Origin of the sequence: Sphaerisporangium siamense (assembly GCF_014205275.1) — a bacterium.
Lineage (GTDB): Bacteria > Actinomycetota > Actinomycetes > Streptosporangiales > Streptosporangiaceae > Sphaerisporangium > Sphaerisporangium siamense.
The window spans coordinates 618346-633111 of sequence record NZ_JACHND010000001.1; the positions used below are offsets into that span (position 1 = coordinate 618346).

Consider the following 14766-nt stretch of genomic DNA (forward strand, 5'->3'; position numbering starts at 1 on the left):
TCCCCGGACTTGACGCAATCGCCGCGCCGGGCGTCGGATCTACATAGACATGACGATCCGGCGGAGGGAAGAGCATGTCCACGTCAGCAGGCTCGACAGGCGGCACCGTGCCGTACCTCGACGTCCTCGACCCGGCGTTCGATTTCCATTCTCCCGAGGCGATCGCGGCCCAGGAGGAAAGCTGGCACGCGGAAAGCCCGCTGGGCCCGCTCGTGCTGCGGTACGCCGAGGCGCAGGAGATTCTGCGCGACCGCGGTTTCGACCACAACGGCAAGGGTTTTCTCGCGCAGAACGGGGTGGTGGACGGTCCCGTGTACGACTGGTTCGTGCCGATGATCGTCAATCACGACGGGGAGGAGCACCGCCGCCTGCGCGGCCTGGTGAACAAGGCGTTCACCCCGCGCATGGTCGAGGGCTTACGCCCCTTCATCCGGGCGTGGGCGGAGGAGCTCACCGAGCGCCTGCGTGCCGAGGAGGTCTGCGAGTTCGTCGAAGACTTCAGCGACCCGCTGCCGCTCGCGGTGATGTGCCGGCTGCTCGGCGTCCCCGCCGAGGACTACGAGTTCTTCCGCAGGTGGAGCCCGGAGATCGGCCTGGTCTTCGGCCTCGCGAACGGCGGCGACGTCGCCGCGCGCGTGGAGCGGGCCGTGGTCGCGCTGAACGACTACGTCGACGGCCTGATCAAGGACAAGCAGGCCCACCCCGGCGAGGACCTCAGCTCGGCGCTGGTGGCGGCGTGGGAGGGCGGCGGGCGCGTCACCCGGGACGAGCTGCGGAACCTGCTGGTGACGCTGGTGTTCGCCGCCCACGACACGACCCGCCACCAGCTCGCCAACGCGATCGTCGCCTTCGCCGAGCACCCCGGCCAGTGGGAGCTGCTCGCCCGCGACCCCGGCCTCGCGCCCCGCGCGGTCGAGGAGCTCTTCCGGTACCGGCCCTCCACCACGATTCTTTTCCGGTACGCGATCGAGGATCTGGAGTTCCACGGGCTGGGCATCGCCAAGGGGATGCCCCTGACGGTGCTCATCCCCACCGCCCAGCGGGACCCGCGCGTCCACGAGAACGCGCACGCCTTCGACATCACGGCCCCGAGGACCGCGACGCCGCTCCAGTTCGGCGGCGGCCCCCACCACTGCCTGGGCGCCGCGCTGGCCCGCGCCGAGCTGAGCGAGGCGCTTCCCGCGCTCGCCGCCCGGCTGGGCCCGCCGTCCCTCGCCGGCCCGGTCGCCTGGACGCCCCCCATCGGCATCTACGGCGCCCTGACCGTCCCCCTGCGCTTCGCCTGAGGCCTCCTTCGCACTCGGTTCGCCGGACCCGATCGGGAGCCCCCGTAAGGGAATGCTCATGGTTGGGTCAACGAAACGCTCGCCGAGGACCCATCCGGATACGTTCGGTGCACAAGAAGCAACCGAGTGTTACCAGGGAGTCTTCATGCGCACTTCATTCGCCGCCCGGGGCCTCGTCGCCCTGGCCGTGGTCGCCGGAGCGGGCTGGGCCGGGACCGCGGGCGCGTCGGCCGCCGTCCCGTGCGGGGAGGGGACGATGACGCCGCTGAACTCGCCGACCACGGTGTACTGCGAGCACACCTCCCCCGGCGTCACGGAGCCCGGCGTGTACGGCGTCACGGAGCCCACCCCGCCGCGCTACGCCGCGCCCGGGGGCCTGGACGGGTACGGCGGCGGCGTACCCGCGGGGTTCGAGAACGCCGGGCGGCCGTCGCGACTGCTGTCGGGGAGCGCGGCCGTGGCCGGGCTGGCCGGCATCTCCGACCTGTCCATAGAGACGCCCCTGCTCAGCGGTCTCGGCGTCCGCTGACCCGCCCGCGGCCCGTGACGTCCCCGGAGACGTCATGGGCCGCCGCGCGGGACTCGGCAGGCACTCAGCAGGGGACGTCGAGCAGGGCGTCCAGATCGTCCTCGGGGAGGCCGAGGTCCACGCGGATGCGGTAGCGGGTCCGCAGGAGGGCGTCGCGCGTGTCGTGGGCGTCGTGGGCGCCGCCGGCGAGGACGCCCTCGGTCGCCCAGTCGTGCGCCCCGTTGAGGTCGCCGTAGGCCAGAAGGGTCTCGGCGACGTGGAGCGCGGTCATCGGATCGACGCGCCCCTCGGCCTTGATCGAGTCCACCAGCTCGCGGGCCTCGTCCGGGCGGTCGAGCTCGAAGAGGGTGTCGGCGATACCGGCCCGTGGATCGACGCCGACCTCGCCGCCGTCCTCCAGCGCCCGCTGGAAGCATTCGAGCGCCCGGGCCGGCTGCCCCGCCTGCCGCCATTCCTCGGCGGCCAGCACGAGGATCGCGGCACGGGACACGTCTCCGGACCCGTAGCCGCGCGCCAGAGCATCGAGCCGCCCGGCCAAGGCTCCGTGGTCGTCGTCCAGGAGCGCCTGTTCGAGCAGACGATCAAGCTGCTCACGCGTCACATGTGCCACAAGACGAGATTACCGAGCGACGCTCCACTATGCGGGGACAACGGGGGGCATTGCTTCGGCCCCGATTCGCACACGTTTGACTACGCACCGCGTGTCGCACGAGCTGAGAGGGCATATCCGCCCTGCCTGGAAGGTCACCACGCCGTTCTAGGGAGCCGCGATGGACATGTCCTGGCAGACGGCCCTCGCCCTGAGCTGCGCCGCCGTGCTGGCCGCCGCCGTCCCCGGAACCCTCGGGTACGCCACCGCCCGGCTGGAGAGGGCCGACAGCCAGCACGCGGAGGTGCTCCGCCTGCGGGCCGAGATCCAGTCGGTGCGCAGGACCGACCGGCAGATCCCCACCCCCTGCATGGACGGACGCGTGAGGAACGGGGGCCGCACCGGTGCCGAAGATCTGCCGGGCTAGGCCCGATTTATCCGCATAAAAGATGATCCCCTGCCGCCGGTCAGCCGGCCGCGTCGAAGACCTCGCGCAGCCGGGCCGCGAACGCCTTCGGGTGCGAGGTCAGCCCGTTGTGGCCGCCGGGGAACTCCGCCACCTCCGTTCCGAGCAGCAGCGCCAGCTCCTCGGCGCAGGCGTGGTCGAAGAAGCCCCGCGCGGTCGTGCGCCCGGCGGCCGGCACGACGCGGGTCGAGGTGCCCTTGAGCGCGGCGACGGCCGGGACGTCCAGCTCGCAGTGGCGCGTGGCGGGGATGTCGTGGGTGAAGAAGAAGTGCATGTTGGCGATGCGCTCGCGGGACACCGGCGGCGGCAGCTCGACGTCGGGCTCCCTGTCGGCGAACCCGGCCCCGGTGACCTCGGCCAGCATCTTGAAGGCCGCGCCCCAGCCCTCGTCGCGGTAGGTCTCCTGCAGCCGGGCCAGCACCGCGTCGGCGTCGGCGCGCGCGCCGGGCGTCAGAAGCGACAGCGCGGGCGGCTCGTGCGCGACGAGCGTGCCGACCTGCTCCGGGTGCCGGACGGCGAGGGCCAGGCCGATGAGCCCGCCGTAACTGGAGCCCAGCAGTAGCGCGGGCTCGGTCGTGAGCGCGGCCAGCAGGCGGTGGACGTCGTCCGCGTGCGTCTCGACCGAGATGGCGGCATCGGGATCGCCGGGGACGCTCCTGGACAGGCCCCTGCGGTCGTAGGTGACGACGGTGTGGTCGCCGTCGAGGCGCGCGACCAGGCCCTTGGTGCGCTCGGCGTCGCCCTCGCCGCCCTGGAGCACGAGCAGCAGCGGGCCCGAGCCGCGGACCTCGTAGTACAGGCGCGCGCCGGGCACGTCCAGCATGTCGCTTCTCAAGGCGCTCATCGATCTTCCTCCCCCGCGGTGCCTACCCACCGCGATCACTGCGGACACGGATGCGTCCTTGCGGATACATCCAGAAAGATACATCCTTTCGGATGCATTCACAAGGATGCATCCGAAAGGATGTATCGTGGTCGCGTGAACGGAGTCGAGTTGTTCCTGCTGGGACGCACGTTGATGAAGATCGGCGAAGACGCCATGCCCACCGAGGGCATCGGCGACCACACGACCAGCGTCCGCACGGTGCTGATCGTCCGCGTCGACATCGCCGAGCACCCGGACAGCGCGATCGGCGAGATCGCCGCCAGGACCGGCCTGCCGCAGAGCCGGGTGTCCGAGGCCGTCGCCCGGTTGCGCGCGACCGGCGTCGTCGAGACCACGCCCGACCCCAGGGACCGCCGGCGCATGCTCGTCCGTCAGTCCTCCGAGATCTCCCCGCGGGCGGCGCAGGTCGCGGCGACCCCGGTGGACGACGCCCTGGCCGCGGCCCTCGGCACCGACGATCCCGAGCGGGTGGCCCGGGTGCTCACCCTCCTGGAATCACTCGCCGGGCAGCTCACGCCCGAGGCGCTGCGGCGCATGCGCCCGGCACGCTGATCGCGGGAGGTCAGCCCGTCGCGGCGGGAGCCTCGCCGCGCGTGCCGGACAGCGCGTCCCGCTGGGCGCGCAACTGGCTCGACAGGTACTCGCGGATCAACCGCTTGGCCTCCTCGATCAGCGGCGCGTGGCCCCGCGGGTCGCGGCGGAAGGCCAGCGCCAGCACCGCGCCGCCCGCCTCGACCGCGACGGTGAGGCTGAGATCCAGCTCCTCGCTGTCGGCCATGCCGAACTCCTGGAGCAGCAGGCCGCGCAGCCGCCCCGCGATGACGGTGTTGTTCTCCGAGGCCGAGTCGAGCAGGTTGAGATCGACGGCGTCGCCGAATCGGAGGGACCGGAAACCTGGAACGGTCCTGTGCATGTCGACGTACTCGTCGATGATGGCGTCCACCGCGTGCCACCAGTCGGGGTACTCGTCCTCCATGAAGCGGCGGCCGACCCGCGAGATGAACATCTCGACGTTGCGCTGGGTCAGCGCCTGGGTGATCGCCCGCTTGTCGGGGAAGAACTGGTAGACCGATCCGATCGCGACATCGGCCCTCGCGGCGATGCGCGTCGTGGACAGGGCGTCGTAGCCGGCCTCGTCGAGCAACTCGGCACAGGCGTCGAGCATGCGCTCGACCCGGCGGGCGCTACGACGTTGCGCGGGTTTACGGCGCAGGGGCACCTGCTCGCCGTCGGGTTGGGGAGAGGAGAAGCCGGGCACATGCCCATCTTGCCCTCTCCGCGCCGACGGGTCAGTCCTTCCCGGCCAGTCGTCCTATATCGGAATGCGTTACCGGGCGGCTACGGGGTGGAGGCCAGGCCGGCGCAGCCGCGCAGGGACTTCCAGTTCGTCACGGCGCTCTGCCGGGCGGCGCCGGTGAGCGGGACGGGGATGCCGCCGGTGATGCGCGCCGGGGTCCACTGGTCCTTGAGCACCTTGCGGCCGTTGACGGTCAGCGTGAGCACGCCGGTGGCGCCGGTCTCGGGGCCCGAGTTGTAGAAGACGAAGTTGCCCATGCCGTAGTTGACGTACCGGCCCTTGAGGTAGCCGCTGCCGAGCAGGATGTGGGCGTGCCCGCCGACGATGACGTCGGCCCCTGCGGCGATCAGCTTGGGCGCGAGGGAGAGCTGGGCCGGGTTCGGGCACTTGCGCAGCTCGGTGCCCCAGTGCAGGTGCACGATGACGGTGTCGGACGTCCTGCGCGCCTGCCGCACGGCCTGGATCAGCCGCTCCTCGTTCTTGGCCGAGGCCAGCCCGCCCTGCGTGGAGGTGGCCGTCCAGGACTGGATGAACTCCGAGTCCAGCACCTGGGTGGCCCCGATGATCGCCACGCGGTTGCCGTTGACCGTCTTCCTGAACGGCTTGTACGCCTCCGCGGCGTTGGCGCCGATGCCGACGACCGGGAACTTCGCGCGGCGGATCGCGGCCAGCGAGTCGCGCAGGCCGCCCTGCATGTAGTCCATGCCGTGGTTGTTGGCCATGGAGGCGACGTCGACGCCCGCCGCCTTGAGCGCGGTCAGGGCGCTCGGCGGCGCGCGGAAGGTGAACTGCTTGCCCGGCGCGGGCGTGCCGCCCTGGGTGATCGCGGTCTCCAGGTTGACCATGGCGAGGTCGGCCTTGCGCAGGACCCCGGAGATCGGGCCGAGCGCCGTGCGCGGATCGGCCAGCCGGCCGCGCAGCATGCCCTCGAAGTGGACGTCCCCGCCGAAGGAGATCGTGAACGGCTTGCGCGCCGGCTTGGCGGGCTCGGCCTCCGGCTTGTTCTCGGGGGACGACTTGGCGCCGGACGTGGACGAGGGCGACGCCGACTCCGCGGCGGAGCAGGCCACGACGGCCGGTCCGGCGATCACGGCCGCCAGCAGCGCGAGGGCGGACCGCCGGGCGCGGGCGGGACGGGCAGGGGACAGGACGCGGACGGCGGGCTGGCTTCTCATCGTCGCAAAAGCATGCCATCTCCGGCTCCCGGATGGACACCACCACCCGGCGGAAAACATCTCACTTGAATGACTCTCTAACTTGAATCATTCGTGTTTAGTGCCTAGGGTGCAGTTCGTGGGGGATGTGGACCGGCTCCCGGGCCGGACGGGCGTCCCTCCAGTCGGAGTCAATGGCCCCGGCCGCACTCCAGCGACGACGATACGGAGGACCACGCGATGACCACCCGGCCCTACACGACGACGGACGCGGGCGTCCCCGCCCCGAGCGACGAGTTCTCGCTGTCCGTGGGCCCGAACGGCCCCCTGCTCCTGCAGGACCACTACGTCATCCAGAAGATGGCGCAGTTCAACCGCGAGCGGGTGCCCGAGCGCGTCGTGCACGCCAAGGGCGGCGGCGCGTACGGCGTGCTGCGGATCACCGAGGACGTCAGCCAGTTCACCAAGGCGGGCCTCTTCCAGAAGGGCGCGGAGACCGATCTCTTCCTGCGCTTCTCCACGGTCGCCGGCGAGCTCGGCAGCCCGGACACCCAGCGCGACCCGCGCGGCTTCGCGATCAAGTTCTACACCGGCGAGGGCAACTACGACCTCGTCGGCAACAACACCCCGATCTTCTTCATCCGCGACCCCTCGAAGTTCTCCGACTTCATCCACAGCCAGAAGCGCCGCGCGGACAACAACCTGCGCGACCACAACATGCAGTGGGACTTCTGGACCCTGTCCCCCGAGTCGGCGCACCAGGTCACCTTCCTGATGACCGACCGCGGCACGCCGAGGAGCTGGCGGCACATGCACGGCTTCGGCTCGCACACGTTCCTCTGGTACAACGCGGCGGGCGAGAAGTACTGGGTGAAGTACCACTTCAAGACCGACCAGGGCGTCGAGAACTTCACCGACGCCGAGGCCGGCGCGGTCATCGCCCAGGACGCCGACTACCACATCCGCGACCTGTTCACCGCGATCAAGAACGGCGACCACCCGTCGTGGACGGTGAACGTGCAGATCATGCCCTTCGAGGCGGCGGCGGACTACCGGTTCAACCCGTTCGACCTCACCAAGGTCTGGCCGCACGCCGACTACCCGGAGATCACGATCGGGAAGCTCACCCTCACCCGGAACCCGGAGAACTACTTCGCCGAGGTCGAACAGGCCGCCTTCGAGCCCGCCAACCTCGTCCCCGGCATCGCGGCCTCGCCGGACAAGATGCTCCAGGGCCGCCTGTTCTCCTACCCGGACACCCACCGGTACCGCATCGGGGCCAACTACCTGCAGCTCCCGGTGAACCGGCCGAAGGCGCCCGTCCACAGCTACAACAAGGACGGCGCGATGCGCTACAGCAACCCCGGCGACCCGGTGTACGCGCCGAACTCGGCGAACGGCCCCGCCGCCGACCCGTCGTTCTTCGCGGGCGAGAGCTACCAGGTCGCGGGTGAGATCATCCGCAGCGCCTACCGCAAGCACGCCGAGGACGACGACTTCGTCCAGCCGCGCGCCCTCTGGGAGAACGTGCTGTCGGACACCGACCGGGACCACCTGGTGGGCAACATCGTGGGCCACGCCTCCGCGCCCGAGGTCACGGGCGACATGAAGAAGCGCGTGGTGGAGTACTGGACCAACGTCCACAAGGATCTCGGCCACGGCGTCGCCGCCGGCCTCGGGCTCGCCTGACCCGCTCGCCGGTCCTCGGAACGGCCCGCGCCGCACGCCGGCGCGGGCCGTTCGCCGTCTCAGGGACGGCGCCCGCCGCCGGCGAGGTCACGGATCAGCAGGCGCGAGTCCGCCTCGTCGAGGGCGACGGCGCACAGGTGGTCGAAGGCGCGCTCGTAGCCGCGGACCTGGCCGGCGTCGGAGACCAGGCGCGTGCCGAGGATCTCCTCCAGGTAGACGACCGCGGGAAGGTCGGGGAACCGCAGGTGGACGAACGGGCCCGCCGTCATGGGATGCGGGGACTCCTGGGCGAGGACCCGGAGCCTCACCTGCTCCGACCGGCTCATCTCGGCCAGGTGGCAGAGCTGGTCGCGCAGGACCCGGGCGTCGCCGAGCGAGCGCCGCAGCGCGGACACGTGCACCACGGCCGCGAGGGTGAACGGGCGCGACCCGTCGAGCAGATATGCCTGCCGCGCCTTCAACGCCTCCAGCCGCCGTGCGACGGTGGTCTCGGCGACCGGCTCGATCGCGTGCATGCCCCTCATCACCAGCCGGGCGTAGTCATGCGTCCGTAACAGGGCCGGGATCACCTGCGGCTCCCACACCCACGCCCGTTCCGCCTCGGCCTCCCGGTCCAGCACCTCCAGCGCGGGAGCGGCCAGCACCCCCCGGTACTCGTCGTACCACCGGCGCCGCCCGGCGTCCCGGTACAGGCCGAACACCTCCTGCCGCACGCCCGGAGCGGCCTCGTACAGCGCCATGAGGTCCTCGACGTCGGCGACGGAGGGGAACGTCCTGGCCGTCTCGATCCTGCTGACCTTCGCCGCCGACCATCCGAGCCGGGCCGCGGCCGCGTCCCCGACCATCCCCGCGCGCTCCCGGAGCCTCCGTAACCGCAGCCCTAGTCGCACCCGCCGAACCGAGGGATTTCCGTGCTGCACCACTGCGGCCTCCCGTCCCGGGACATCAGGGGATCGCGCACCCTCGTCCACATGGCGGGGAATCAGCGATCTTGCAACTTGCACGTGTACTTACATCGCAAGGTCGCAGTGCCTATACCCCTGAACTTGCCATGTAATCGGATTCGCAAGGAGTCGTCACGTCTGCGCAAAGCCGCCCAGAGACCCCGTTCAGGTCGCCGGCGGCCGGGTCCCTTCCGCCCCGGCGGGGGGCACAGGCCACGCGTTCATCAGAGAACACGAATAAAGGGCCCCGCCCTGTGACGGACGGGACCCTCCGGAGCTGGGGCGTCAGCCCGCTTTTATGCTGCGGACGAAATCGTTCCACGCCACCCTCCCGCAGGCCACGACGGCGCCGCGCGGGTTCTTGGTATCGCGCACGAGGACCTGCGCGCCGGCACCGAAGCCGACCGCTACGCAATTACCGTTGGTGCTGTAGGAGCTTTTACGCCAGTCCCTACATCCGCTGCCCGTAACGGACATTCGTGACCTCCACCCCAGAAGACAGCAAAGGAGTACTTGCATCATGGGCTTCGGGGGGACGGGACGCAAGATTACACCGGGGTAGCCTGCCGGATCAGGCTTTCAGCTCGGCCATGAAAGCCATCATTTCCCGGCGCGGAACGCGTAGCTCGGGCCCGTCCGGGTTCTTGCTGTCCCGGACGCCGACGAGATCGGCGCCCACCGCCGCGATCTCCACACAGTTGCCGTTCGAGCTCCGCCTGCTCTTGCGCCATACGAGGCCGGCGCCGTCGGTCGTTTGCATAGTGTTCCCTTTCCGGGCATGTGCCGGCATCTCGCCGCCCCCCGATGAAGCGTTTCACTCAGTGCCAGCGTTCGGACAGTGTCTTTTTGATCAACTCACGGGATGTGGGTTCGTCCAGCGCCAGATTGAGCAGATGATCGAAGGCCCGTGCGTACGCGAATACCTGTTCCGTGTCCTGGACCATGCGCGACCCGAAGTACTCTTCGAGATAAACGACGTCCGGGAAGTCAGGGAACTGGAGATACAGGAACGGGCCCGTCGGCATCAGGGGAGGCGTCCCCTGCGCCAGGATCCTCATCTCCACGTGCGGAAGCTCCGAGATCTCGATCAGGTGTTCCAGCTGCTCCCGCATCACCTCGGGGCCCCCGAACTGGCGCGTCAGCACCGAGTCCTCGAACACGGCGAAGAAGCCGACGGGATTGGACTCCAGCAGGAGAGTCTGCTTGCGCCGCATCCGCGCCGCCGCCCGGTCGCGCTGCCATTTGGGGGGAATCTGGATCACCGGCTGCCACGACTCGAACAGCGCCCGCGCGTACGCCTCCGTCTGCAGCAGCCCCGGCACAACCTGGGGTTCCCAGTTGCGCAGCTCCACCGCCTCCGATTCGAGGTCGATGAGCTCCACGGTCGGTTCCGGCAGGGAACTGCGGTACTCGTCCCACCACCCCTTCTGGGCGGCGCTCCTGCGCAGGTCCAGCAGCTCCCGCCGCAGGACCTGGTCGGCCTCGTACAGCTCCAGGAGGGCCTCGACGTCCTTGAGCGTGGGGAACGTCTTGGCGGTCTCGATCCTGCTCACTTTGGCGGCGGACCAGCCCAGCCTGGTCGCCGCGTCCTCGCCGATCATGTCGGCGCGCTCCCGCAGCCGCCGGAGTTCCCGGCCGAGCCGCTGACGGCGGAGAGAAGGACTGCCACGGTCAGGCACACGGCCTCCTCGTCGAGACACAAGTGGTGGGCGCAGGCGTCGTCGCCTCCACGGACGTGATCCTAGCCGCTCCACCGTGCAACTTGCACATTAAGTTGCACGGCATCAGATGAAATCACTTTCAGATTTTCTTGCGGACGGCCTTGCAAGGCAATATGCCATGAGGGAGCATTTGAGAAGTAGAACCCCGGAAGATCCGGGAAGGGGGGCGAAATGATCTCGTGGGGAGATGACCAGGGGACGTTATTCGATCACGTCCGCTTCCGGCGTCATCCCCACGCCCGATTCCGCCGCGCCGGCACCACGGACAACGACCTCAAAGGGAGGAAAGATCTGGAACGCCGGCATCTGTTAGATGGGGGATGAAACGCCCCTTTTGGGCGTGTACGAAAGCCGGGCCGAAGGCTGCCACCTGTCGACCCGGCCATTACGAGAACTCCGTCCCAAGCCAAAGTCAGGAGTCTCCGATGACTCACCACGGTACCAAGCAATTGTCGCGAATCAAGAACTACTTGGCCCGATTACTGGAACGTGCCGACCGTGCCATCTGCGCCGAACCGGACGAGCGGGCGCGCAAGCGCGGCTGGACGGTCACGCGGACCGGGTTCGGCGCGAGGAGCTACCGGGACCCGCGCTTCGACCGGCTGCGCGGCGCCGGCGGGCCCGGCGCCCTCCCCGAGGACGGTCCCCGCGCCGTACGCGCCCGGCCTCCGGCCGGCCGTGACGACCTCCTGTACGCCACCTCCCGGCGTGCCGTCCCCACGGGGAGGGAGCGGTCATGAATCCGCGCAACACGCGGCACGGCTCCCACCACCTCGCGCCGCCTCCGCCGCCCGGGGCGCTCACCCGGCTGTGGCGCCGGCGCAGCGAGGTCCTCCTGGCCACCGGTGCGGTCGTGTTCGGCGTGGGGGCGTACGCGGCGCACGGCTGGGTCGGGTTCGGGCTGCTCACGGGGCTGGTCGCCGCCCCGGCGACGGTCAGGGCGGGCCGCAGCCGGTTCGTGGCGCACTTCTGGTGCGTCTACTCCCGGCGCCGCATGCAGCGGGTGTTCATGAACACCTCGCTGCAGACCCCGGCCGGCCGCGTCCCGCTCATCCTCTGGATCACCCCGACGCCGGCGGGCGAGAAGGCGCTGATCCTGTGCCGGGCGGGCATCAGCCCGGAGTCCTTCCACGCCTACGCCGCCGAGCTGGCGGCGGCCTGCGGCGCGGGCGCCGCGCGGGTGGCCCGGCACCGCAAGTGGTCCAACCTGGTGACGGTCGAGATCGTCCGGCGCACGGCCGTCCCCGCGCGGGAGCCCGTGGGCGTCCACCGCCTGATCTCCGACCCGTACCGCTGGGAGTCGCTGGACCTCCCGTACCCGGAGGCGTTCCCCGAGATCGCCGGGCGCGCGGAGCGCCGCGACCGGCGCGAGGACGTCTTGACCTGGCACTGAGCCCTGAGGTGCGGCGGTCATCCCGCGTCGGCGAACGGCCCGGACGGCGCACGGCCGTCCGGGCCTGACACGGCCGGGAACGGCGATGCCGGGCGGTTTCTGGTGCTTGCCGGTAATAGGCTGGTCGGCGTGACCACCGTGCCCGATAAGGAACGTCTGCTGGCCCAGGTCGGTTTCGCCGTGGAAATCGACAAATTGAAGCGCGTGCTCCGCCGCAACACCTTGATGGACGGCTCGCGCAGGGAGAACGACGCCGAGCATTCGTGGCACCTCGGGATGCTGGCCATGGTCTTCGGCGAGCACGCCCCGCCGGGCACGGACCTCGGGCGCGTCACCGCGATGCTGCTCCTCCACGACATCGTCGAGATCGACGCGGGCGACGCGTTCGTCTACGACGTGGCGGCGGTCGAGGTGCAGCGCAAGGCCGAGCGCGTGGCGGCCGACCGCATCTTCGGACTCCTCCCCGCGGACCAGACGGTCACGCTGCGGGCCCTGTGGGACGAGTTCGAGGAGCGGGTCACGCCCGAGGCCAGGTTCGCCCGGGCCCTCGACCGGCTGGCGCCGATGCTGGCCAACCACCACACCGAGGGCGGGAGCTGGGTACGGCACGGGGTCACGATCGAACAGGTGATGGAGAAAGTCGAGATCATCCGGGAGGGATCGCCGGCGCTGGGCGACTACGCGACCGAGATCGTCGAGCTGTCGGCGGCCCGTGGCCACCTGGCTCGCGGCCAGGCGTAGCGCTCTTCACGGTGTTCCCTTCGGGTCTTAGGGGTACGTCCCCTAGGGCGAGAGGGGGCGAAAGTGGAGGAAACTTCGAAGTCCATCAACTCGCGACGCCGTCGAACGATCAGGGAGTCCCTGGGCCTGGGACCCATGACGTTGCCGGTGAAGGTCACCGAGCGCCTTGAGCACGTCAGGGCGGGCGACCATATGATCACGCGGCTGGCCAAGACGGTCCGCCGCCGGCTCCCCCTCGGGAGCCGCACGAGAGACCTGTTGCACGGCGTGCCGACCGGGCATCCCCTGCATCCCCCGCTCGCGACCGTCACCCTGGGCTGCTGGACGGCGACGGCCGTGCTGGACGTCATCGACGCCGACCCGCGCGCCTCGCAGGCCGTGCTGGCGACGGGCATCGCCGGGGCCATCCCCACGGCCGCGGCCGGGATCACCGACTGGTCGGTCCTGCATCTCGGGCAGCAGCGGGTGGGTTTCGTGCACGCGCTGGTCAACCTGACCGCGCTCGGCCTGTACTCCGGATCCCTGCTGGCCAGGCTGGCCGGGAACCACCGCGCGGGGCGCGCCCTGGCGTTCGCCGGGCTCGGCGCGGCCGGCGTCGGCGGGTACCTCGGCGGCCACCTGGCCTACCGCATGGCGGCCGGGCCCACCCACGCCGAGACGACGACGCATCTGGTGCCGCTCGGCTGGCACGACCTGTGCCGGCTGTGGGACCTGCCCGACGGGCGTCCCGTCCCCCGGCGGCTCGGCTACATCCAGCTCTTCGTGCTGCGCCACGGGGCGCAGGTGAAGGTGCTCGCCGACCGCTGCTCGCACCTGGCCGGGCCGCTGCACCAGGGGCGGCTCAAGCTGGAGAACAACGAGGCGTGCGTCGTGTGCCCCTGGCACGGCAGCACCTTCCGGCTGGAGGACGGCGCCGTCGTCCACGGCCCGGCGACGTCGCCGCAGCCGTCGTTCGAGGTCAACGTGCGCGGTGACGGGCTCGTGCAGGTGCGCCCGCGCCAGGTCTGAGCGTCCCGGCCGCCCGGCGCCTCACGCGCCGTCGCGGTCGGCCGCCGGATGCTCCACGAGGGCCAGGATGCGGCTCGCCATGAAGCGCGCCGTGCGCACGGGCGTGCCGCTCCTGGTCACCTCGCTCACCTCGACCAGGCCCCTGCGGGTCGCGACGTCCACGCGCCGGCCCGCCTTCGTCGCGACGACCTCGTACGTGCGCGGTCCGAGTGTCCCGCCCGCGTCTATGACGATCTCGACCCGGTCACCCTTCATGTCCAGGTAAATACCCACTTGCAGTCCTGGTTATCCGTACACCAGTTTGACTATCGCGACGACGCCGACGCAGACGATCACCGCTCTCAGCACCCGCGGCGGCATCCTCCGGCCGATCTTGGCCCCGACGAAGCCTCCCACCAGCGTGCCCAGCGAGACGAAGAGCACGGCCCACCAGTCGACCGGGGCGATCACCGTGAACAGGAGGGCGGCCGTGAAGTTGACCAGCAGCGACAGCAGGTTCTTCGCCGCGTTGACCCGCTGCAGGTGGTCGTCGAGGAAGATGCCGAGCAGGCCGACCAGCACCACTCCCTGCGCCGCGCCGAAGTAGCCGCCGTAGACGCCCGCGGCGAAGACGCCGGCCCACAGCCACGGCCCGCCGTCCGCGCGCGGCTCGTCCTGGCGCGCCGACAGCCAGGCCTGCAGGCGGGGCTGGACGACGACCATCACGCACGCCAGCGCGATGAGCACCGGGACGATCACCTTGAAGGCCTCGGCGGGCAGCAGGAGCAGCAGGAAGCCGCCCGCCAGGGAGCCGAGCACCGAGCCGACGCCGAGCCGGAGCAGGCGCCGCCGCTGCCCCGCGAGCTCCGGGCGGTAGCCGAGCACGCTGGTCACGCCGCCGGCCACCATGCCGATGTTGTTGGACACGTTCGCGACGATCGGCGGGTACCCGAGGGCGACCAGCGTGGGAAAGGTGATCAGCGAGCCCGACCCCACGACCGCGTTGATGGCTCCCGCCGCCAGCCCGGCCGCGAGGATCGCGGCGACCTCCCACGCTGTCAAGACCTCACCCTCCCTCGGGACT

General features: G+C 70.6%; 19 protein-coding genes. 9 read left to right on the forward strand and 10 right to left on the reverse strand.

Going from position 1 to position 14766, the window contains the following annotated elements; genetic code table 11:
• The first annotated feature begins 74 nt into the window (after nt 1–74).
• Both BJ982_RS02830 and BJ982_RS02835 read left to right on the forward strand, forming a co-directional pair.
• Nucleotides 75–1286 (forward strand): cytochrome P450, encoded by a 1212-nt coding sequence (locus tag BJ982_RS02830; protein WP_184876270.1) that lies wholly within the window; start codon nt 75–77, stop codon nt 1284–1286.
• A 145-nt stretch (nt 1287–1431) separates the two neighbouring features.
• A complete protein-coding gene (locus BJ982_RS02835; protein WP_184876272.1) occupies nt 1432–1815 on the forward strand; it encodes a hypothetical protein in 384 nt (127 codons plus the stop codon).
• A 64-nt stretch (nt 1816–1879) separates the two neighbouring features.
• On the opposite strand, the gene BJ982_RS02840 is transcribed toward BJ982_RS02835, so the two are convergent.
• Nucleotides 1880–2425 carry a tetratricopeptide repeat protein gene (locus BJ982_RS02840; protein ID WP_203959405.1) on the reverse strand — a complete coding sequence of 182 codons (546 nt, stop codon included), beginning with the start codon at nt 2423–2425 and terminating at the stop codon, nt 1880–1882.
• Nucleotides 2426–2591: 166 nt separating this feature from the next.
• Between BJ982_RS02840 and BJ982_RS02845 the strand changes: the two genes are divergently transcribed.
• Complete coding sequence (locus tag BJ982_RS02845; protein ID WP_184876274.1) at nt 2592–2831, forward strand: hypothetical protein; 240 nt, start codon at nt 2592–2594, stop codon at nt 2829–2831.
• A 40-nt stretch (nt 2832–2871) separates the two neighbouring features.
• Here BJ982_RS02845 and BJ982_RS02850 read toward each other — a convergent pair whose 3' ends face one another.
• Nucleotides 2872–3714 carry an alpha/beta fold hydrolase gene (locus BJ982_RS02850; RefSeq protein WP_203959404.1) on the reverse strand — a complete coding sequence of 281 codons (843 nt, stop codon included), beginning with the start codon at nt 3712–3714 and terminating at the stop codon, nt 2872–2874.
• A gap of 135 nt (nt 3715–3849) precedes the next feature.
• On the opposite strand from BJ982_RS02850, the gene BJ982_RS02855 reads away from it, so the two are divergent.
• Nucleotides 3850–4308 carry a MarR family transcriptional regulator gene (locus BJ982_RS02855; RefSeq protein ID WP_239123572.1) on the forward strand — a complete coding sequence of 153 codons (459 nt, stop codon included), beginning with the start codon at nt 3850–3852 and terminating at the stop codon, nt 4306–4308.
• Between the two features lie 10 nt (nt 4309–4318).
• Here BJ982_RS02855 and BJ982_RS02860 read toward each other — a convergent pair whose 3' ends face one another.
• The gene (locus BJ982_RS02860; RefSeq protein WP_239123571.1) at nt 4319–5014 is read right to left on the reverse strand and encodes a TetR/AcrR family transcriptional regulator; all 696 of its coding nucleotides are present in this window, start codon (nt 5012–5014) and stop codon (nt 4319–4321) included.
• An 80-nt stretch (nt 5015–5094) separates the two neighbouring features.
• On the reverse strand, nt 5095–6228 hold the full coding sequence (locus BJ982_RS02865) for a CapA family protein (protein ID WP_184876276.1): 1134 nt from the start codon (nt 6226–6228) through the stop codon (nt 5095–5097).
• 219 nt (nt 6229–6447) lie between these two features.
• Between BJ982_RS02865 and BJ982_RS02870 the strand changes: the two genes are divergently transcribed.
• Nucleotides 6448–7896, forward strand: a complete 1449-nt coding sequence (locus BJ982_RS02870; RefSeq protein ID WP_184876278.1) for a catalase — start codon at nt 6448–6450, stop codon at nt 7894–7896.
• Nucleotides 7897–7955: 59 nt separating this feature from the next.
• On the opposite strand, the gene BJ982_RS02875 is transcribed toward BJ982_RS02870, so the two are convergent.
• The 4 genes from BJ982_RS02875 to BJ982_RS02890 form a co-directional block, all read right to left on the reverse strand.
• A complete protein-coding gene (locus BJ982_RS02875; protein ID WP_311772217.1) occupies nt 7956–8900 on the reverse strand; it encodes a helix-turn-helix domain-containing protein in 945 nt (314 codons plus the stop codon).
• A 225-nt stretch (nt 8901–9125) separates the two neighbouring features.
• Nucleotides 9126–9362, reverse strand: coding sequence for a DUF397 domain-containing protein (locus BJ982_RS02880; protein WP_311772218.1), 237 nt, complete (start codon nt 9360–9362; stop codon nt 9126–9128).
• Between the two features lie 49 nt (nt 9363–9411).
• Complete coding sequence (locus BJ982_RS02885) at nt 9412–9600, reverse strand: DUF397 domain-containing protein (RefSeq protein ID WP_184876284.1); 189 nt, start codon at nt 9598–9600, stop codon at nt 9412–9414.
• A gap of 58 nt (nt 9601–9658) precedes the next feature.
• On the reverse strand, nt 9659–10519 hold the full coding sequence (locus BJ982_RS02890) for a helix-turn-helix domain-containing protein (RefSeq protein WP_184876286.1): 861 nt from the start codon (nt 10517–10519) through the stop codon (nt 9659–9661).
• Between the two features lie 467 nt (nt 10520–10986).
• Here BJ982_RS02890 and BJ982_RS02895 point away from each other — a divergent pair, with 467 nt between their 5' ends.
• From BJ982_RS02895 to BJ982_RS02910, 4 genes are all read left to right on the forward strand, one after another.
• On the forward strand, nt 10987–11301 hold the full coding sequence (locus BJ982_RS02895; RefSeq protein ID WP_184876288.1) for a hypothetical protein: 315 nt from the start codon (nt 10987–10989) through the stop codon (nt 11299–11301).
• Nucleotides 11298–11954, forward strand: coding sequence for a hypothetical protein (locus BJ982_RS02900; RefSeq protein ID WP_184876290.1), 657 nt, complete (start codon nt 11298–11300; stop codon nt 11952–11954). Before BJ982_RS02895 ends, BJ982_RS02900 begins: the two co-directional genes overlap by 4 nt.
• Before the next feature lie 129 nt (nt 11955–12083).
• Nucleotides 12084–12695, forward strand: coding sequence for an HD domain-containing protein (locus BJ982_RS02905; RefSeq protein ID WP_184876292.1), 612 nt, complete (start codon nt 12084–12086; stop codon nt 12693–12695).
• Nucleotides 12696–12830: 135 nt separating this feature from the next.
• Complete coding sequence (locus BJ982_RS02910) at nt 12831–13703, forward strand: Rieske (2Fe-2S) protein (RefSeq protein ID WP_203959402.1); 873 nt, start codon at nt 12831–12833, stop codon at nt 13701–13703.
• Between the two features lie 21 nt (nt 13704–13724).
• Here the strand turns inward: BJ982_RS02910 and BJ982_RS02915 are convergent, their stop codons facing one another.
• Nucleotides 13725–13976 carry a DUF8836 family protein gene (locus tag BJ982_RS02915; RefSeq protein ID WP_239123569.1) on the reverse strand — a complete coding sequence of 84 codons (252 nt, stop codon included), beginning with the start codon at nt 13974–13976 and terminating at the stop codon, nt 13725–13727.
• A 12-nt stretch (nt 13977–13988) separates the two neighbouring features.
• Entirely contained in the window at nt 13989–14744 is a 756-nt protein-coding gene (locus BJ982_RS02920; protein WP_184876294.1) for a sulfite exporter TauE/SafE family protein, read from the reverse strand.
• Between the last annotated feature and the right edge of the window lie 22 nt (nt 14745–14766).